Below are 20,977 nucleotides of genomic sequence, written 5' to 3' on the forward strand. Positions count from 1 at the left end.
CACATCAAACCTCGGCAGCTTCTTTAGTGGAGAACGCCAACAGTGTTGCGCCACCGTCAACTAGTTCACCGGGATTGAAAAAGAACTCTTCCACTGCACCATCGTGCGGGGCAATGATGCTGTGCTCCATTTTCATCGCTTCCATAACTAGTATAGGCTCCCCTTTTTTGACCAACACACCCTTTTCGACCAAATGCGCCACTATGGTTCCGTTCATCGGGGCACTGAAATTAGCGTCGCCATTATCATCGTTATCATCACCAAGAGATGCTGAGATTAGGCTGAACTTAGCATGGGTGTCTTTGTTGAAGAGTGTAAACACGCCATCATTATCTGAATACGTAAATGTTGATTTGTACCCATTAATTGTTGCATGCAAAGCACTATCTACCAGCTTGCCTTTAACGTTATAGGAATTGTCTCCAACAGATAGCTCCCAAGCATCTTCAGTTCCGTGACGCTGGTGTTTGACCCCAACATGCACTTCTTCTTGGTTGCAAAGCAAGGTGAGAATTTCTGTATGATTTGCGTTAGCGCGCCACGCACCGACGGTTGACCAAACAGATGGGGTTTTATCGCTTCTAGAAACTTTTCTATTTAAAAGTGAAAGCAATGCCATCACAGGAATATTTACTTGGGTGTCATCGCTAGCTGCATCCTCACTTGTCGCGCTAAACAACGAATCATGGTGTTTCTCCACAAACGTAGTTGTAAGCTCTGCGGCAACGAACGCAGGGTGTGTTGCGACACGCTTTAAGAAGTCGATGTTTGTGCTTACACCGTCAATATAGTAGTCACCCAATGCACTAATTAAGCGTTTGAGCGCTATCTCACGGTTCTCTCCCCAAACCACAAGCTTGGCAATCATTGGATCGTAAAAAACGCTTACCTCATCACCTTCAACAACACCTGTGTCAACGCGAACTACGTCGTTTTCTTTTGGCGTACGTAAAAGGCACAGCGTGCCGGTAGAAGGCAGAAATTCGTTGTTTGGATCTTCAGCATAAATGCGCGCTTCGAATGCGTGTCCTGTTAAGGTGAGTTCATTTTGTTCTTTGGGAAGGGGCTTTCCTTCGGCAATAGTTAATTGCCAGTGAACCAAGTCCTCTCGGGTGATCATTTCTGTCACAGGATGCTCTACTTGCAAGCGTGTATTCATTTCCATGAAGTAAAACGAATCGTCTTCATCAAGTAAAAACTCAACCGTTCCCGCACCTACGTAGTTAATGGCTTTCGCCGCGAGTATCGCCGCTTCACCCATTTTTTCTCTCACTGACTGAGACATATTGGGGGCAGGGGCTTCTTCAATAATCTTTTGGTGTCGGCGTTGAACCGAACAATCACGTTCAAAAAGGTATACGCCGTTACCATGGGTGTCACAGAAAACTTGAATTTCAACATGACGAGGGCGCGTCAGGTACTTTTCAACCAGCATGTGGTCGTCACCAAAGCTCGCCATAGATTCACGTTTGGCTGCATTTAATGCTTGAGAAAACTCTTTTTCACTCCACACTTGGCGCATGCCCTTACCGCCACCGCCAGCAGCGGCTTTTAATAGAACTGGGTATCCCATTTCATCGGCAGCGCCTTTTAATACCGCTTCACTTTGATCGTCGCCGTGATAGCCTGGAACCAAAGGAACACCAGCTTTTTCCATAATGTGTTTGGCGGCAGACTTAGAACCCATCGCTTCAATTGCAGATGCTGGTGGGCCTACAAAGATAATATTGTTTTTGGCGCATAGATTCGCAAACTCAGCATTTTCTGAGAGAAAGCCGTAGCCTGGGTGGATAGCGTCTACACCAAGCTCCTTTGCTTTTTCAATGATCAACTCGCCTCGTAAATAACTTTTCTTCGACGGAGATGGCCCTAGATAAACAGCTTCATCAGCCATTTGTACATGAAGGGCATTTTTGTCGGCGTCAGAGTAAACGGCGACTGTCTTTATACCTTGAGTGTTGGCTGTCTTTATAACGCGGCATGCAATTTCACCACGGTTTGCAATTAGTAATTTATTTATCATTCTTAACCTCCACCCATGAAGCACTGCGCTTTTCTAAAAAGGCTGACAGACCTTCTTGACCTTCTTCAGATGTCCTAACTTGTGCGATAAGTTTGCTCGTCTTTGTGAGAAGCGCATCGTTAATCTCTTGCGTAGACACCCATTGCACTAAGTCTTTTGCTTTCGCCACTGCTTGGGGGCCGTTTTTCAGTATGTTTGATAAAATATTGTCGATAGTGCTATCGAGTTCGTCTTCTGTTACTGATTCGCTCAAAAGTCCAAGTCGTCTTGCTCTGCGCGCAGAAAATACTTCAGCGGTCTGGAAGTAGCGTCGGCATACTCGTGCGCCCATTGCTTCAACAACGTAAGGGCTGATAGTTGCTGGAATAAGGCCAATTTTAACTTCACTTAAGCAAAATTTACTGAGCTTGCTTCCAATAGCAATATCGCAACATGCAATTAAACCAACAGCACCGCCAAAAGCTGCACCTTGTACTCTTGCTATCGTGGGCTTCGGCATTTTATAAAGCGTCTGCAGCATGGTTGCTAATGCAAGTGCATCACTTTCATTTTGCGCTTCGGTATAACTGGCCATTTTTTTCATCCAGTTAAGGTCGGCTCCTGCACTGAAACTTTTGCCTTCAGCTCTTAGGATTAGTGCCCTAACGCTTTTATCTTCCCCCGCTTTTTTAAAAACGCGAGTAAGCTCGTTTATCATTTCGTCGTCAAAGGCATTATGTTTTTCAGCTCTGTTTAAAGTAACAGTGGCAATGTTTCTTTCATCTACGCTGTAAATCACTGATTGTTCCATTACCTGCACTCCTACATTCTAAATATGCCAAATTGGGTGTCTTCGATAGGCTTGTTAAGCGCCGCTGAAAGCGATAGGCCAAGCACTAATCGAGTGTCCGCAGGGTCGATAACACCATCATCCCAAAGCCTTGCAGACGCATAGTATGGATGCCCTTGTTTTTCGTAAGTGTCGATGACAGGTTGTTTAAATGCCTTTTCCTCTTCTTGGGACCATGACTCGCCTGAGCGCTCTTTTTGGTCGCGCTTAACCTGGGCGAGAACGCCTGCAGCTTGTTCACCACCCATTACAGAGATTCGAGCGTTTGGCCACATGAAAAGGAAGCGTGGGTCATAGGCTCTGCCGCACATGCCATAGTTGCCTGCACCGAAACTGCCGCCGATAAGGACAGTAAGCTTTGGTACATTCGCACATGCTACAGCGGTTACCATTTTTGCACCGTGTTTTGCGATACCGCCGTGCTCGTATTGCTTACCGACCATAAAGCCTGTGATGTTTTGCAAAAATACGAGAGGGATTTTTCGCATGGCGCATAGTTCGACAAAATGCGCACCTTTAAGTGCGCTTTCACCGAAAAGTATGCCGTTGTTAGCCACAATGCCTACTGGGAAACCAAAAATGCGCGCAAAACCACAAACTAAGGTTGTGCCGTAAAGCGGTTTGAATTCATCAAAGTCTGAGTCATCCACAACACGCGCAATGATTTCTCTTACATCGTATGTCTGACGACTATCAGCAGGCACAATGCCGTATATTTCTTTGGTGTCGTAGCGTGGAGGTTTTACCTCGGCCACGTCCAGGCATTCTGGCTTCTTTCGGTTTAGTCTGGAGACAGCATTACGCGCTAATGAGAGCGCGTGGTGGTCGTTGTTGGCGAGATGGTCGGCAACGCCCGAAATTCGAGTATGAACGTCACCACCGCCAAGCTCTTCTGCGGTAACTACTTCACCTGTTGCAGCTTTAACAAGCGGTGGGCCGCCTAGAAAAATAGTCGCTTGTTCTTTTACGATAATGCTTTCATCAGCCATGGCGGGAACATAAGCACCGCCGGCTGTACAGGAACCCATTACTACCGCAATTTGAGGGATATTCTTAGCAGACATATTCGCTTGATTAAAAAAGATGCGACCAAAGTGCTCTCTATCTGGGAATACATCATCTTGGCGAGGTAAGTTAGCGCCACCTGAATCCACTAAGTAAATACAAGGTAGGTTATTTTGCTCTGCGATAGTCTGAGCGCGAAGGTGCTTTTTCACGGTAAGGGGGTAGTACGTCCCGCCTTTTACAGTAGCATCGTTAGCTACAATCATACACTCGATACCTGCAACAATACCGATACCGGCAACGACTCCGGCACAAGGTACATAGTCTTCATAGACTTCCCATGCTGCCAGTTGGCCTATTTCCAGAAAGGGCGTGTCTGGGTCAATCAGTGCGTTGATTCGGTCGCGAGGTAGAAGTTTTCCTCGAGACACGTGGCGCTCCGCCGCTTTTTCACCGCCACCTTGGCAAATTTGTTCGATTTTTTCGAGGAGATCATTTACCTGAGCCTGCATGTGTTCAGCATTTGCGATAAATGTTTCGGATTTAGTATTTATACTTGAGCGAAGAACGGGCATAACCCCTCCTTGTGTTGGGCCTAGGCGACGGCTGTCGCGTTAGCCACTAGTTAGCAAGATGATTAACAAGACACCCATGCTAAGCGCTTGCGCTGCGGTGGGTGTCTTTGCAATTCATTAGCCTATTAATAAAGTTCAGCGTTTCTAAATCTACTTTAAATAGAGTAGGGTGGGTGTCTTCCTAATTTCAATGACACAGGGAATGCCTGAGCTTTCCCTGTTTCAAACGAAGTTTGTTTCCACCCAGAACTCCGTATTACTTCGATTCGTTAAATAGCTCGCGGCCTATAAGCATTCGGCGAATTTCAGACGTTCCTGCGCCAATTTCATAAAGCTTGGCATCACGTAATAAGCGTCCCGTCGGGTATTCGTTGATGTAGCCATTACCACCAAGTAGCTGAATGGCATCTAATGCCATTTTGGTTGCCAGTTCCGCTGAGTAAAGAATAGCGCCAGCAGCATCTTTTCGCGTTGTTTCACCGCGATCGCATGATTGTGCAACGGTGTAGACATACGCGCGTGCGGCATTCATTTGCGTGTACATGTCAGCTACTTTGCCTTGTACTAGCTGGAATTGACCAATTGATTGACCAAACTGCTGACGGTCGTGAATGTAAGGTACTACGATATCCATGCACGACTGCATAATGCCTAGCGGGCCACCTGATAAAACAAGGCGCTCGTAATCTAGGCCACTCATAAGTACGCGAACACCTTCGCCTTCTTTGCCAAGAATGTTCTCAGCTGGTACTTCGCAATCTTCGAAAACTAATTCACAGGTATTAGAAGAGCGCATACCTAGTTTGTCGAGTTTCTGTGCGCGGCTAAAGCCAGGGAAATCGCGCTCTACGATAAACGCTGTGATCCCTCTTGGCCCTGCGTTAGGGTCGGTCTTAGCGTAGATAACAAATGTATGTGCATCAGGACCGTTCGTGATCCACATCTTGTTGCCGTTTAGAATGTATTTGTTGCCGCGTTTTTCAGCTTTTAACTTCATACTAACAACGTCTGAACCTGCATTGGGTTCACTCATTGCCAGTGCACCAATATGTTCACCGCTTACTAACTTAGGCAGATACTTTTCACGCTGGGCATCATTACCGTTTTTAAAGATCTGGTTAACACAAAGGTTCGAATGCGCGCCATAGCTCAAACCGATACCACCTGACGCGCGGCTAACTTCTTCCATTGCGATAGTATGCGCAAGGTAGCCCATATCAGAGCCACCATATTGCTCTGAAACAGTAACGCCCAATAGGCCCATATCACCAAGTTTTGTCCACAATTGGTTTGGGAATTGGTTGTCTGCGTCTGCTTGTTCAGCAAGAGGAGCAATCTCATTTTGTGCAAATTGATAGACCTGATCACGTAACATCTCGATGTCTTCGCCAAGTCCAAAATTTAAAGTAGGGTAGGAGGTGTTCATGCGATATTTCCTCGTTTGAGTTCTGCGAGTTCTTCACGGCAACGTGCTTCAACATCATCCAGTTCAGTCATTAACATCTGGATGTCTTCTAGCTGCTGTTTAAGCACCGCTCTTTTCTGTTCAGTCATTTCGAGCATGGCTTCTAACTGAATAGCCGAATTGGGGTTGGTGTCGTACATGTCGAACAGTGTTTTGACTTCAGCAAGGGAAAATCCTAGTCGTTTTCCTCGCAAGATCAGCTTTAAGCGCACTCTATCTTTGTTCAGATAAACGCGATTTTGTCCCGTTCTTGACGGTGACATTAGGCCTTGTTCTTCGTAAAAACGAATTGAACGAGGAGTAATGTCAAACTCTCGAGCGAGTTCGCCTATTGCATATGTTGTTTCGTCGTCGTACTTGCTCATTACACGTACCTTGTATTTCAGCGCTGTTTAACACCCTTGTTTTGACGTGGGTGTCTTTGTAATTAAATTCTCTGTAGTAGGTTGGGTGTCATTGCAATAGCACTATCGTTTTAAGGTAGATGGTTTTATATACCGCTATATTAAAACGTAGTGTTTGGTTGACACATACTTAGTACAGGTTTACGTTAACGTTAATTACATTTTACGTTAAGGTAAAGTAACATTTTGCTAACGTCAATTTTTCATGGTGAAGGCAAGACGTTGTAGCTGTTAGGGGTGTTTACTTTTGTATACATCTACGTAGCTTTCTTCACTTAACTCTATAATTTATATGAATTTTAAGGGCACGGTTATGAGTAACGAATCAGTAGTTATTGTCGCGGCTAAGCGCACACCAATGGGTGGTTTCAACGGTAATTTATCTTCGCTTGCTGCGACCAAACTTGGAGAAGTTGCGATTAAAGCAGCCTGTGAAGAGATGGATGTCTCTGTAATTGATGAAGTCATCATGGGGTGTGTATTACCTGCTGGTCTTGGTCAATCTCCGGCGAGACAAGCGTCACTGGGGGCGGAGCTTCCGCTAAGTGCAGGTGTGACAACTATCAACAAAGTATGCGGGTCGGGCTTAAAAGCGGTAATGATGGCCCACGACTTAATTAAAGCAGGCAGTGCGACAGCAGTCGTGGCAGGCGGGATGGAAAGCATGAGTAATGCGCCATATATGTTGCCTAAAGCTAGAACGGGATATCGTATGGGCCATGGCCAAGTACTTGATCATATGATGCTAGACGGTCTGGAAAATGCCTATGACGGCAAAGCAATGGGCTGCTTCGCACAGGATACTGCTGATGAAGAAAATATTTCTCGCGGTGAAATGGATGAGTTTGCTCTAAGCTCGCTTTCCAAGGCACATGAAGCAATAAACAGCGGAACTTTCGTCGATGAAATAGTACCCGTTACAGTTTCGTCTCGTAAGGGCGATACTGTTGTTGATACCGATGAAGGCCCAGGTTCCGCTCGCCCAGAAAAAATTCCAACACTAAGACCGGCTTTCAAAAAAGACGGTACAGTCACGGCTGCTAACTCAAGCTCAATCTCTGATGGTGCAGCGGCACTGGTTGTAATGAGCGAAAGCAAAGCAAATGAACTTGGTCTAGCACCGCTTGCGCGCGTGGTTGCTCACGCTACAAATTCTATTGAACCTGAAAACTTCACTGTTGCGCCTGTTGGCGCTATGGAAAAAGTGCTGGATAAAGCAGGTTGGACGAAAGAAGAAGTCGATCTTTTCGAAATTAACGAAGCCTTCGCCATGGTAACCATGTTGGCTGTCAAGAAGCTTGGATTAGATGAAAGTAAAGTAAACGTAAAAGGCGGCGCTTGTGCATTGGGTCACCCAATTGGAGCCTCTGGTGCACGCATTTTGGTAACACTACTTCACGCGCTTAAGCAACGCGGTGGTCGCAAAGGTATCGCATCTTTATGTATTGGTGGTGGTGAGGGTGTAGCGCTTGCCGTTGAAATGCTCTAAGCCGCTATAGCTATAGATGGCAAATATGTAAAATATTTAATCACGGAGCCTAATCACATTGATTTCGCTCTGTGGTTCAATATAAAGAAAAATACAAAAGCATGAAGACAGTGACTAACGTTATCAATTCTATAACCCTTGCGGTTGCCCTATCCACTATAACGCTTGTTACGAAAGTCCAAGCTGACTCATCGTTTTCAGTAAACTCGACTTACGTAGACACCCACGATAACAATGGCACTCACTACGAGGAATCACGTTCTTTATCGAGTACTGAAGACACCCACGATGACTTAACTCTGTCTGCGCTTCACGAAACTCAATCAACCGTTGATGTTTCTAACAACGCTGTTTCGGAAGACACCCACACTAACGAAGAAAAAAAGACTTCGGATGACACCCATGCCAACAGTGCCCACGCAAACAGTGAATCGTCAGCTATTTACCCCAAGAAAATAAGCCAGGTGCCTTATTCAGCGTTGGGTGTCTTGCCAACAAGCGCCCACGCAAACAGTGAATCGTCAGCTATTTACCCCAAGAAAATAAGCCAGGTGCCTTATTCAGCGTTGGGTGTCTTGCCAACAAGCGAAGCTGATGAACAATTCAGCTACGGCGATGACCCATTACAAACGATTTATACTTGGCACGGACGTTCGTCTACGAACGAAATGTATGCTGATAAAGCGTTAATATTTATTCACGGTGGGTGTTGGCTTAATGCCTACGGTTACGAACATGCGAAAGGGATGTATCATGCTTTAGCAGAGCTTGGGATGGGTGTCTACGTAACAGAGTATCGGCGCGTAGGTGATGAAGGCGGTGGCTGGCCCGGTAGTTTAGACGACGTGACACAAGCAATAAGTACAGCCTTAAAACGAATAGAGAACGAAGGGCGCTACACTAACATTTACATTGCGGGGCATTCTGCTGGTGGGCACTTAGCTCTGCTTGCTGCGCAACGTCTTTCTTCGTCATCCTTGAGCCTATCGCGCGCAAACATAAAACGGATTATCGGGTTAGCGGCAATTACGGACATCCAGTCCTATGCCATGGGACATAACAGCTGCCAGTCGGCTACAGCGAAATTCATGAATGGAACGCCTGAAGATGTTCCAACCGCATATCAAAGGGCGACACCACGCCCAACCCATGGCAGTTTGCCAATTACACTACTCCAAGGCGATGCTGATAGTATAGTGCCAGCGCGCCACGCTGTATTATCTGGAACCAACCCAAAAATAATTAAAAATGGTGGCCATTTCGATTGGCTTCACCCTGAATCAACATCCTTTGATGCTTTACTTGAGGTTATTAGTGAACATGATGAATAAGGTTTTTTCAGCTGAACAACTTGATATTAAAGATCCACTCCGTGACAAGGCGCAGGCGTTTTCGCTTCCCGCTAATACGGTCTATTTAGACGGGAATTCGCTAGGACCTCTTCCTAAGGCTGCGAAACAGCGAGCTGACGAAGTTGTCAATGAACAGTGGGGAAAGGGGCTCATTACAAGCTGGAACAAGCATCAGTGGATCCATCTACCTCAAATAGTGGGTGATAAGATTGGCGGCCTGATTGGCGCTAAAAGTGGCCAAGTTATTTGTTGTGACTCCATTTCTATTAATCTGTTTAAAGTATTAAGTGCGGCGTTGAAAATGCACCCAAGTCGCAAGGTAATAGCGACGACCCGCGATAATTTTCCTACCGACATTTACATGGTGCAAGGCCTGCTTGACTTACTAGGCAGCGATTACAGTATTCGCTATGTTGACGAAGCATGTATTGGATCACAGCTAACTGATGATATTGCCGTACTGATGCTGACACAGGTAAATTTCAGAAGTGGCAACAAACTCGATATGCAAACCATTACCGAGCAAGCCCATCAAAGGGGCATTTTAACTTTGTGGGATTTAGCGCACAGTGCTGGAGTATTTCCTGTTAGCCTAGACGAATGTAATGTGGACTTTGCAGTCGGCTGTACCTACAAATATCTAAATGGCGGCCCTGGCGCGCCAGCATTTATCTATGTCGCTAAACGACATCAAGCACAGTATCAACAACCTTTGTCTGGTTGGATGGGGCATAGCTCGCCTTTCTCATTTTCTCCTGATTACGCTGGCGACAATTCCGTGAAGCAAAACTTGTGCGGTACGCCAGGAATTATTGGAATGAGCATTTTAGATGCGGCATTAGACGTATTTGAAGATGTATCACTTAAAGCTATTGATGAAAAATCCAAAAAGCTACAGGCATTTTTCATCGCTGAAGCCAAGCGCGCAGGCCTTCTGGACAAGTTTTCCATTGTAAGCCCCAGCATTGATAACCGAGGTAGTCAGCTTGCTTTCGCGCACGACCACGCTTACGCCATTTGCCAAGCGTGGATCGCTGAGGGGGTGATTGCAGATTTCCGTGCACCAAATATTCTGCGAATAGGTTTTGCGCCACTGTATTTAAGTTTCGTCGATATTGAAAAAGCGGTGGCAAGCCTTACCGAAATTATGAATGAAAAGCGCTATGAAAACGATGAGTTTCAGCAAAGACAGAGCGTTACCTAGCTGAAAAGCGAGATTATCAGCTAAATAATTGCAATTTTTGAATTTACGCTTAATACTTCGCGGTTGTCATCGATATCTTCACATGTTTTGGGTGTGCAGTTGAAAAAAATAAGAAAATATCTGCTTTGTACCATGTTGTTTGTAGGAGCGAGTTGTTTTAGCGCGCTCCTACAAGCAGAAGATGGTCAAAAGGCGGCATCTGAACAATCTAATAATGTAACGTACTGTATAGATCCTAACTGGGCGCCTTACGAAGCAATCAGAAACGGTATCCATGTGGGGGTTTCTGCTCAGTATATGCAACTGATTGCTGAACTATCTGAATTAACGTTTACCCTAGTGCCCACTGAGAGCTGGCAACAGAGCCTAGAGTACGTTCAGCAGGGGAAATGCCAAGTTATCCCCATGCTAAATACTTCAGACTATCGAAAGCAGTTCCTCGACTTTAGCGTGCCGTATTTTGAAGCGCCCAATGTACTGGTGGCTAAGTCTGGAATGCCAATGATACAAGGCTATGCTGGAGTGGGAAATCGAGTAGTAGGGATTGTTCAGGGTTATCGCCAAGTTGAATATATTTCACGTCACTATCCGGGGTTACGTTTAAAGCTTATTCCGTCTGAAGAAGAAGGGCTAAAGCAGCTGGCGAATGATGAGTTTGATGTAATGGTGGGCTCATTAATGAGCGTGAATATGCACATCAATAATTTGAAGCTTAAAGACCTCAATATTGTTGGTTACGCCGAGCCCTTCGACTCATTAGCTTTTGGTGTGAACAAAACCTATGGCCACCTGGTGGACAAGCTTAACTTTGCCATTGAGCGTATTCCAGAAACGCGAAAGGTAGAAATTTATAAGCAGTGGAATAATGTCCAAGTTCGCTATAGTCGTAACTATGTCGTTATAGTTTTGAGCACCGCAGTTGTCATTTTAGTTTTCTTGCTTTTTACTTTTAGAAATAGAAACGTTAGCGGCTACAAGCGCATAATTAGCCAGAAAAACGAGGAAATAGGTGCGTTACAAGCAACCTTGTTAGAAAAGAACAAGACCCTTGCTTTCTTGTCTGCTCACGACACAGTAACAGGGCTATATAACCGCAACCATATGATCCAGCGCGCTGAAGAAGAAATCTCACGTTTCCATCGGTTTCACACTACGGCTTCGTTAATTGTTATCGAACTAACCCCTGTAAGTGATGACAGAGATTCAATTGAGCCCTCGGCTAAAGAAGAGGCGCTAAAAGCCGTGGCAACGAATTGTCTAAATACCGTTCGAGAAGTCGATGTTGTTTCGCGTTTTAGCGGTGAACAGTTCATTATCTTGTGCCCTCAAACCGAGTTAAACGCAGCTAAAAACCTTGCAGACAGATTGTTAGACTGCATTTCTACCCATCACTCGCTTGTCGAGAGTTTTAAAACGGCCATGGGTTTATCTGAACTCAGGGAGTCTGAGGAATTCACAGAGTGGTTTGAACGCACCATGAAGGCACTGTACCAGTCAAAGCGCCAAGGGTATGGCAACGTAACTGTGGCACAGTAACTTCAGTGAACTAGTTCGGTTAAATTAATGGGTCGTAGTGCCATTGGTGCGAATCGTAACGAATTTGTGCCCTGTCGTATTCTCGCTCAGAACGCCAGTTACGATTATTAAGCTTCGCCGAGACCCCGGGATAAAGACGTTTGTTCGCGATAAGTTTTATATCAGACTGGTAGTTTTCTTTTGCTGCTTTGACGTCGTTGGCTTTGTTTTCAAGCCACTCCAGCAATGCGCTCTCATTGTTAAAAAGCTCTAAGGCTTCAGCTACTTTACGTTGAAGCTCTTTAGGCACTTTCTTACCTTGAATAAGGTTAATCTTTTCTTTGTGTTTTAGATTGTTTTCGCGAATTTGCTTCAACAATTCATCTAAAGAGTCTTTGCGCTCTAACAATTGGTTAAAACCCGGGCTAAAATCAACTTTCAACGTACTGCCAGATACAGCGCCTAAAGTGCCAGCTTCAACGCGATCTTGGCTAATAATGTCACAAGCAAATAGATTTCCCATGGGCTTATCAATTTGTCCAACTATGACTGCGCCGCCGCAACGCAGGCGACTATACGCCAACTGACGACCAACGGTAATATTACCGCTACATTGAATATCAATGCCTTGACCGTGTTGAACGTGGATACTGCCGGCTGCGACTAGTTGGCATTGGAATTCACCTTGGGTATCGTTAACTTTACCCATCGCGCCTTCGGTAATGATGATGTCGCCGCCAGACTCGATATACGCCGACTCCACAAAGCCGTTAATGGTTACATCTCCAGCGGCCTTGATCTGCATTTTCTCTGTAACATCGCCGTTTACCAATACTGCACCTTCGTAATTCACGTGCCCAGAGCCAACGTTCACGCCGCTACAAATGAAGGTATCGTCAATGTTCATTATCTGGTCTCGGTATTTCGGCATACCAGAAATTGCAGACATTAATAAATTGGCGTCGCTGTCGGACACCACGGTGCCGCTGCCCATTTTAAAGTTAACCCATTCGCCCGCAACGGCTGGAATTTTATTCCCTTTGATATCGAAGCCAGAACGGCCCTGAGTTGGCTCGGTTCTTCTCAGCACAGGCGTGTTCACTTTAACGCAAATAACTTCGCCTAAATTACGCATGTCCACGCGCTCGCCATCACCCGTCTGGGGTTTTAACACCCTTTCAAGTGCATTTGGTACCAGGGGAATAAACTTTGAGTTTTTGCCATTTCTAGCTGGTAGGCCCTTCGCGACAATTTGTTCTAGTACTGTGCCTGGAGGAGACTGCCTTGCTTGGGTAAGCATAGATTCAATGGTTTTGGTGCTTAAGCCACGAATGATTCTGTTTTTTACTGCTAGAGATTTAACGGTACTTAATGAGGGAAGTTTACCGCCATAGGGTGTGGTCAGCACAAGGTTCGCCTGCATCCCATCCTCGGAAATGCGAAATTCAATTTCAGCATTTTTGCGCTCGCCAACACGTTCCTGAACAACAGTGCTATCACCCGTCTTAAAATAATGATTAGCCGTATCACAGGCCGACTTTAACGCTTTTTCAGAAACATACAGCCGCTTAGTTTCTCCGCTCTCTAATTGCTTTCTTATTTCCCTACTATCAACTTCTGACGTGAAATCAGAAGGATTTAACTGTAAGTTAATGTAGGTTCTTGATTTGTCGAAGCTTATTGTTACGCCATTCATAACTTCTTTATTCCCTTGCGCACGTGTATTCTTTTTATCGGCGGCATCTATCGATTACTTGACGTTGACTTGTTCTCGGCCTGTCTATTTTTTTCATCTACTAATTTAAGGCGTTCTAAAACGCCCGTCAAAGGTTTTCGGCATATTGGTAAAGTGCGCGTAATATGGCCTGCTTCTCAGGATTGTCGCTGTGTTCATGCGCCAGTGATTCCAACCGCATCATATAGTTTTCTAATGTGATTGAGCCGTGAAAAGCTGAATCAGTCAGGCGAGCTTGGCGATGATGCTGCCACCTGGTCATTTCATCTGCGGTCAGCGTATTAGGATAATTTCTAGCGCGGTATCGAAATAGCTGCTTTCTGAGCCCTTCGTGCTGTGTTTTTTCACTCAGAGTGGCTAAATCATCGGGCTGTGCTTCAATTACACGCTCACACCACCTTCTGTCTTCGTCATTAAGAAACCCACCACTATATAGCGCGTGATCTATATCCAGTTCACCACTTTGAATGTCGTCATCATAGACATCTACGATTTTAGTGGCCAGTTCGGGCATACTGGCAAGTACTTTGTAATTGTCTAAGCAGCGCTCGCGATCCAGTCCTAGTCGTGCGGCATTGTCTTCTGTCATTGCTTTAGCTGTGGTAATAAACGGCGAGCGGTTGACGTGAATGAGCTTGAGCCCCGGTCTTTCTAGCACATCGTCAAATGTATCTGACGGGGCATAAAGCGCCTGTCTAATCTCTTCTGGTGTGTCGTTCATTAAACTGTCAATGTCATGCGATAAATCAATAGCGATAAATGCATTGTTGTTGGTTGGGTGCTTTGCCACAGGCATAACCCAAGTACAACAGCCTTGAGAGGCTGGGAGTTTAGACGAGATATGAAGCAATACCGATGGTTTAGTGAGATCAATTTGCTGCATAACTGTGTGTTTACTGCGTAACGACAGCGCATAATCGAAAAGGCGAGGCTGCTTTTCTTTTATCAGTTTAGCAAGGGCTATTGTGGCGTAGACGTCACTCAAAGCATCGTGAGCGTTTTCGTGGCCAATGTTATTAGCAGCAGTTAACGCCTCAAGTTTAAAGCTTGGTGCACCATCTTCTCGGCGTGGCCAATTAATACCATCGGGTCTCAGTGCATAGCACGCTCGCGCTAAATCGATTATATCCCAACGGCTATTGCCATTTCGCCATTCACGTGAATATGGGTCGTAAAAGTTTCTATAAAACAGGTAGCGGGAAACCTCATCGTCGAATCGGATACTATTAAAGCCCACACTACAGGTATTTGGCGTCGACATTTCCTGATAAATTCGCGCGGCGAAATCAGCTTCGTTAGAACCGTCGCGAATGGTTTGCTGCGGTGTTATGCCGGTCACCAAACACGCTTCTGGATGTGGTAAATAATCATTCGCAATGGCGCTCATGATATTTATGGGTTTACCAATCACATTTAAATCCATATCAGTTCTTACTGCAGCGAATTGGCAGGGGAGATCTTTTTGTGGGCTGGTGCCAAAGGTTTCAAAATCGTGCCACAAAAATGTAGGTGCGTGCATAACCACTATTGCGATGTTAGAGAAATATTGATGGCAGTGTACACCGCGAGAAATTGAATACCAAATGCTGGCGTTAATATGAACAGTGATTTATTTGTTAGCCATCGGCAAGACTTAAAAAAACGCGTTAATTATTGTCTTTTTTTGAGTATTTTGCGTTTTGATGTATCGCGCGAAACTTGCGCATTAACAAAATGATGACTAGCTTTAAGTTATCAAAATTTATACGGATATTGCCTGTTTGTCGTTCCTTAAATCCAGTTCATCCATCAGTGAAGCTAAGAGTACTTTAGGCTTAGCGTTAGTACTTGCAACAGTGCTTGTTGTACTTGTTGTTGGTTTGTTCGAAAGTAATATCAAAGCGACGGCTGAATCTCAAACTTTCACGGCATTAGAAGAGAGTGCCGCCAGTGCTGAAAATGCTGCAAACTCTCAGGTGAGAAAGTATATCAATGCGCTTAACTTTCTACATCAGACACCACCCATAAGCGGCATCGTCCGCGCGACTGAAAATGAAAATCTAGACCCCAAAGACGGTACGACGTTGGAACAGTGGAAGCAGCGACTAGAAACGATTTTCGTTGCTTTTATCGAAAATAACGAAGAAGTCGATCAATTAAGGATCATTCAAGCCAATGAGGATGGAAATGAGTTTATTCGAGTGGAAAGAAACGGGGAAAGTGTTTTAGTAGTTAAGGGCAACGATTTACAACCTAAAGCAGCGAGAAGTTACTTCATAGAGAGTGTTAAGCGCAATAAGGGCGAGTTTTATATTTCAGATATCAATTTGAATCGTGAATATGGGAAGCTCGAGTTTCCTTATAAAAGCGTTATTCGCCTTTCTCTTCCAATCTTCAGCAGCTCTGGTGAGCGTTATGGTTTTATAATCATGAACGTAAACGCCCAGTTTCTACTGTCGCAAATGGAACAAACGCTTGTCGGCAATCAATTGCTATTTGTTACCGACAGTGAAGGCTTTTTTGTCAGTCATCCAGACAGTGATAAGTCCTTCTCCAGAGATTTAAATCCTACGGTGAATTGGGCGAGCGAATTCGAAAGCCCTTCGAAAATAGGTAGGGCTAAAATTAAACAGACCGCACAGACAAACTCATCTTTGTATACGGTCACTCGTGCTTTTACGATAAATGGAAATCAGCAAACCGCCCCGTTTTTTCTTCATACGGCATTGTCTCAGTCAGAAGTGGCAGCCCTTATCAATGAGAAGAGGATTAGCGTTTACAGTGTAATTGGGGTAGTTACGCTAATTTTTGTAAGCGTTTTACTCTTCGTACACCGAAGTAACAGTAAAAACATTGAGCTGGCTAAGGTGCGCGGTGAGTCCGTTGCTATTATCGCTATATCTAAAGATGCGATTTTTAGCGTAGATTCTGCTGGCGTGGTGAAAAGTTGGAATATGGCAGCCGAGTCACTTTTTGGGATCCCAAGCCAGCTTATTTTAAATCATCACTATTCGTCATTTGAGGAGCTTTCTCTATTAGGGCTTGAATCGGTTCTCACCAAAGGCGGAAAGCAAAGTACCTTTACAACCCCTTACACCGATGACGAAAAAGAAGAGCACACGCTACTTATAACCGCATCTACCATTTGGGGTGAACAGTCACAGTTTTCAGGCGTTGCTGTTGTAATTAGAGATGTGACCGACGAACGCAAGGCAAAAGACGCAATAGAAAGGGTAAACCTGAAGCTTGAAGAAAAAGTGGTAAGCAGGACGAAAGAACTTGTTGAAGCGACGCAAGAGGCGCGAAAAGCGAGCAGTGTTAAAAGCTCTTTTATTTCTAATATTAGCCATGAAATGAGAACACCGTTAAACGGGGTAGTTGGCTCCTTGGCGCTACTTAAGCGTCAGCCCCTTAATGAAAAAGCTGAACAGCTTGTTTCCATGATGGAAATTAGCTGCAACAATCTCAGTGTGCTGATTAACGACGTTCTCGACTTGTCTAAAATTGAAGCGGGCAAGCTTGATATTAATAATCAATATTTTGATCCGCTTGCACTTATCGAGTCTATCGCCAAGGTCTTTGCCGTTAAGGCAGCTTCTAAAGGACTACAGCTTCTTGTTGATACAACAGGTCTTCCCCCGGTGGAAATAAACTCAGATCCACACAGAATCAACCAAATTCTTAGTAATTTATTGAACAATGCTATTAAATTCACTGAAGAAGGGCATATAAAGCTACAAGCATCGTTAAGTGATGTAGATGCGGGGACACAACAGCTTCATTTCAGCGTATGTGACACGGGCGTAGGGATAGCACAAGAAAATCAGCCCAAACTGTTTACCGCGTTTACGCAGGCTGATGCATCTGTTGCTACCCAATACGGAGGTACCGGACTTGGCTTGTCTATCTGCAAGCAATTGAGCCAGCTTATGGGAGGAGACATTACGTTCAATTCTGAAGTTGACATAGGCAGCACCTTCTCATTTTTCGTTACTCTTCCTGAAACAACTTACGACAGCGCGTTCGAGCATAAAATGGCGGTGGAAAACGAAAGTATGCTGCTTAACGGGATCACAATCGGTGTTTCTGCAAGTTATCCACCTTTAGAGGAAAACATCTGTTGTTTAGCCTTACACGTCGGTGCAGAGCCGCAAGTATTAGGTAAGCATTCTGAGTTAGGAACAGTACCTTGGACGCAATTAAATGCCATTATTGTGGACGAGGCCAGTTCACTCATTCGTGAGCTAGATGATATATGGCAGGCACAAGCTGCAACTAAAGACGCTGGTACGTTACCTGTGGTTTATATTCTTCAAAAACTAGAAGGGACACCTTTCCACTTTAATCACCTTGTGCCGCTTTACTTGCCAAAGCCATTATTCAGGTCGAGTTTTGCAATTGTCCAACAAGGGTTAGACGCTGCGCTGTCGGGATATACATTAAACCAATCAGATATCTCATCAGGTAAAGGGAAAGCTGAGGACATCTCAGACGGTGAAGAGGCAGCAGACGATACTGAGCAGCAATTGTCTATTGAGAATGCCAACTTATTGATAGTTGACGACAATATGATCAATCGCGAGGTGGCGAAGGGAGTGCTGGAAAGTTTACCTGTTAAATTGTTTACCTGCAGCGATGGTGAGGAAGTTGTGGCGTTCTTGACGAAATGTGAAAGCAAAGGCCGCAGAATTCACAGCATATTGATGGATTGTCAGATGCCTAATATGAATGGTTATGACGCTACCCGAGCCATACGAGAAGGTAAGGCAGGAGCGATGCACAAAGATGTACCTATAATTGCCATGACAGCCAATGCCATGCTCGGCGAAAAAGAGAAATGTTTAGAGGCAGGTATGGACGACTTTGCGACAAAGCCTGTCATGGCCGATGTACTTATTCCTAAAGTGAAACAATGGTTAGTACATCAAATAACGGCATTAGCAAGTGCAGAGCTTAACGATACTGATACGAGGTCAGGTACCGGAATCACTGTCAGCGAACCTCCACTGGTTGACAGTTTGTTGAGTGCCATCTCAAAAGAAATGGACTGCGACACGCTATCGCATTCAAGAACAGAGGCTCAGTCAAGTAAAGAGTCTGAAGTAGAAATAGCCCCCACGTTACAGAATGCGAAAATAGCTAATGATATCGCCGCTCGCGAGGGCTCGGAGAAGGAGGCTGAAATTGATAACGTCAGTAAAACTCAAGTTGATGAAAACAATTCAGAGGAGCTTGATGGATGTTGGGAAAAAGACGATGCCATTGCTCGGATAATGGGCGATAAAGCGCTATTTTCCCGTGTGTGCGAGCTGTATTCCAGAAGCGCGCCTGACAAGCTTAAATTACTTCAGCAGGCTGTTGATAGTCGAGACTTCGAAAAGGTTCAGGTGCTTTCATTGAAGCTCAAAGGTATGTCTGCAGATATTGGTGCCGTACAGTTACAACGAGACTTTGAGAGCTTATGGGAATTGTCAAAGGCGAAAAAGTGGGAAGACGCTGAAGCGCTACTCCCTTCCATCACCGATGATCTTAATACTTTCTTAGAGATCCTCGAGGTAGCCTAGCCTACCTAAGCTAATTGTGTCATCTTACGTCTAAGGTCGCGTAAAAATCGCATCAACAGAGCGCGTTGAATTGATTCTAGAAATCTGTACTCAAACCATCTCACAGATTATGCGCGCACGTAAAACGTAGCTATTAGGAGTAAAGCTTTTGAACCCATCTCGTATTTTTCGCCAGCCCAATAAAGTTCGACATGCACTGTATGCAATAGGCGCGCTTGCTGCATCGTTTGCCATTACGAGTGTTCCCGCATTAGCGGATGATTCCAAACAATTAGGAAAAACACCCGTAGCTATCGCTATTCATGGCGGTGCAGGAACCATTTTAAAATCATCGATGACGCCAGAAAAAGAAGCGGACTACAAAAGCGTATTAACCCAAGCGGTGCAGCATGGCTACGCCTTGTTGCAGAAAGGCGAAAAAGGTGAAGTGGCGGTAGTAGAAACCATCAAAATTCTTGAAAGCTCGCCGTTATTTAATGCTGGCATCGGTGCGGTATATACCTTCGACGGTGAGCACGAGCTTGATGCGTCGATAATGCACGGCGGCAGTAAAAATGCAGGTGCTGTTGCGGGGGTGAAAACAATAAGAAGCCCAATAGAGGCTGCGTTATTGGTAATGAATGAATCTCCACACGTTATGCTTTCAGGGAGAGGCGCTGAAGATTACGCAAAAGAAAATGGCCTTGAACAGGTAGACAACACCGTTTTTGATACCGAGTTTCGCAAGCAAGCTTTAGATAAAGCGAAAGCACGTATGCAGCAGGTATCGAGTGGTTACGGTTCGCAGCAAGGCAATGAGCGCTTTGGCACTGTTGGAGCCGTAGTATTGGATCAAGGAGGCAACATTGTCGCGGGAACATCCACTGGCGGAATGACGGCTAAACGGTACGGACGTATTGGAGACTCGCCTGTTATTGGAGCGGGGACCTATGCCGACAATGAAAGCTGCGCGGTATCGGCAACAGGACATGGTGAATATTTTATTCGATACAACGTGGCAGCAGATATTTGTGCGCGAATGAAGTACCAGGGTTTAACGTTAAATGACGCTGCGAACACTGTAGTTAACGACGTACTTGTTAAAGCCGGTGGCGATGGTGGTGTGATTGCTATTGACGCTAAAGGTAACGTCGCTATGCCTTTCAATTCTGCGGGTATGTACCGCGCTAGTGTTGACATAAATGGTAAAGTTAAAGTGGCAATTTACAAGGACTGATCACTGAAAAACTATTTGTTATTTTAATGTTAAATGTGCTGGCTTGTATGTAACGAAACGTCTAATCTTAAAGTGTGGGGGAAAATTGCTTTCACATGTGGTTAAAAATAATTGAAGTGCCGTAACGCCAATTAAGTCGCAGTATCGGTCACATTAGGCGCCACGGCTGGAGAATTGAAAATGGAATCGTTGCAAGTCAGTGATTATATGAATACTCACCCAGTGAAGCTTAATGTCGATATGCCCGTTGCGCAGGCTGTCGAAGTGTTATTAGCCAGTGGGCAGAGTGGTGGTCCGGTACTCGATAGCAAAGGTAGAGTGGTGGGCTTTTTGTCTGAGCAAGACTGTATCGCTCAAATGATTGCGTCAAGCTACTATCGCGAACAAATTTGTAGAGTAGGGGAAATCATGAAAACCCCTGTGATTTCTATCAAACCTTATATGTCGGTAATAGAGTTAGCGCAGTTGCTGTTAAAGGAAAAGCCGAGAGTTTACCCCATTGTTGATGATGACGGGGTACTGTTAGGCTCAATTAATCGAACGGCAGTGCTACGGGCTATTGATGTTCAATTAAATGATGGATACCAGCGCGCGGGCTAGACTAACGCACTTTAATTTAGCT

Annotated in this window: 14 protein-coding genes; 7 read left to right on the plus strand and 7 right to left on the minus strand. The window is 45.0% G+C overall.

Features of this window, described 5'->3' with window-relative positions; genetic code table 11:
- Positions 1-4 precede the first annotated feature (4 nt).
- From MHN09_RS07110 to MHN09_RS07130, 5 genes are all read right to left on the minus strand, one after another.
- The gene (locus MHN09_RS07110) at positions 5-2,023 is read right to left on the minus strand and encodes an acetyl/propionyl/methylcrotonyl-CoA carboxylase subunit alpha (RefSeq protein WP_239239877.1); all 2,019 of its coding nucleotides are present in this window, start codon (positions 2,021-2,023) and stop codon (positions 5-7) included.
- Positions 2,013-2,813, minus strand: a complete 801-nt coding sequence (locus MHN09_RS07115; protein WP_014949158.1) for an enoyl-CoA hydratase/isomerase family protein — start codon at positions 2,811-2,813, stop codon at positions 2,013-2,015. The genes MHN09_RS07110 and MHN09_RS07115 overlap by 11 nt, the downstream gene beginning before the upstream one ends.
- An 11-nt stretch (positions 2,814-2,824) precedes the next feature.
- Positions 2,825-4,432 (minus strand): carboxyl transferase domain-containing protein, encoded by a 1,608-nt coding sequence (locus MHN09_RS07120; RefSeq protein WP_039229963.1) that lies wholly within the window; start codon positions 4,430-4,432, stop codon positions 2,825-2,827.
- A 256-nt stretch (positions 4,433-4,688) separates the two neighbouring features.
- Positions 4,689-5,858 carry an isovaleryl-CoA dehydrogenase gene (locus MHN09_RS07125; RefSeq protein WP_049586522.1) on the minus strand — a complete coding sequence of 390 codons (1,170 nt, stop codon included), beginning with the start codon at positions 5,856-5,858 and terminating at the stop codon, positions 4,689-4,691.
- Positions 5,855-6,262 (minus strand): MerR family DNA-binding transcriptional regulator, encoded by a 408-nt coding sequence (locus MHN09_RS07130; RefSeq protein ID WP_014949161.1) that lies wholly within the window; start codon positions 6,260-6,262, stop codon positions 5,855-5,857. Before MHN09_RS07130 ends, MHN09_RS07125 begins: the two co-directional genes overlap by 4 nt.
- A gap of 352 nt (positions 6,263-6,614) precedes the next feature.
- Between MHN09_RS07130 and MHN09_RS07135 the strand changes: the two genes are divergently transcribed.
- The 4 genes from MHN09_RS07135 (at position 6,615) to MHN09_RS07150 (ending at position 11,882) form a co-directional block, all read left to right on the plus strand.
- Positions 6,615-7,790 carry an acetyl-CoA C-acyltransferase gene (locus MHN09_RS07135; RefSeq protein WP_049586525.1) on the plus strand — a complete coding sequence of 392 codons (1,176 nt, stop codon included), beginning with the start codon at positions 6,615-6,617 and terminating at the stop codon, positions 7,788-7,790.
- Positions 7,791-7,891: 101 nt separating this feature from the next.
- Complete coding sequence (locus MHN09_RS07140) at positions 7,892-9,121, plus strand: alpha/beta hydrolase (protein WP_061485643.1); 1,230 nt, start codon at positions 7,892-7,894, stop codon at positions 9,119-9,121.
- Positions 9,111-10,346 carry a kynureninase gene (kynU, locus tag MHN09_RS07145; RefSeq protein ID WP_239239880.1) on the plus strand — a complete coding sequence of 412 codons (1,236 nt, stop codon included), beginning with the start codon at positions 9,111-9,113 and terminating at the stop codon, positions 10,344-10,346. Before MHN09_RS07140 ends, kynU begins: the two co-directional genes overlap by 11 nt.
- A gap of 132 nt (positions 10,347-10,478) precedes the next feature.
- A complete protein-coding gene (locus MHN09_RS07150; RefSeq protein WP_342340188.1) occupies positions 10,479-11,882 on the plus strand; it encodes a transporter substrate-binding domain-containing protein in 1,404 nt (467 codons plus the stop codon).
- A gap of 19 nt (positions 11,883-11,901) precedes the next feature.
- Here the strand turns inward: MHN09_RS07150 and MHN09_RS07155 are convergent, their stop codons facing one another.
- Both MHN09_RS07155 and sbcB read right to left on the minus strand, forming a co-directional pair.
- Positions 11,902-13,557 carry a FapA family protein gene (locus MHN09_RS07155; RefSeq protein WP_239239886.1) on the minus strand — a complete coding sequence of 552 codons (1,656 nt, stop codon included), beginning with the start codon at positions 13,555-13,557 and terminating at the stop codon, positions 11,902-11,904.
- A 127-nt stretch (positions 13,558-13,684) separates the two neighbouring features.
- Positions 13,685-15,115, minus strand: coding sequence for an exodeoxyribonuclease I (gene sbcB / locus MHN09_RS07160; protein WP_239239889.1), 1,431 nt, complete (start codon positions 15,113-15,115; stop codon positions 13,685-13,687).
- Between the two features lie 241 nt (positions 15,116-15,356).
- Here sbcB and MHN09_RS07165 point away from each other — a divergent pair, with 241 nt between their 5' ends.
- The 3 genes from MHN09_RS07165 (at position 15,357) to MHN09_RS07175 (ending at position 20,955) form a co-directional block, all read left to right on the plus strand.
- Positions 15,357-19,139 carry an ATP-binding protein gene (locus tag MHN09_RS07165; RefSeq protein ID WP_239239892.1) on the plus strand — a complete coding sequence of 1,261 codons (3,783 nt, stop codon included), beginning with the start codon at positions 15,357-15,359 and terminating at the stop codon, positions 19,137-19,139.
- Positions 19,140-19,287: 148 nt separating this feature from the next.
- Positions 19,288-20,355: an isoaspartyl peptidase/L-asparaginase gene (locus tag MHN09_RS07170; RefSeq protein WP_239239895.1), complete on the plus strand. Its 1,068-nt coding sequence runs from the start codon at positions 19,288-19,290 to the stop codon at positions 20,353-20,355.
- 180 nt (positions 20,356-20,535) lie between these two features.
- Positions 20,536-20,955, plus strand: a complete 420-nt coding sequence (locus MHN09_RS07175; RefSeq protein WP_014949170.1) for a CBS domain-containing protein — start codon at positions 20,536-20,538, stop codon at positions 20,953-20,955.
- Positions 20,956-20,977 lie beyond the last annotated feature (22 nt).

Source organism: Alteromonas sp. MmMcT2-5 (genome assembly GCF_022348315.1).
GTDB classification, from domain to species: Bacteria; Pseudomonadota; Gammaproteobacteria; order Enterobacterales; family Alteromonadaceae; genus Alteromonas; species Alteromonas macleodii.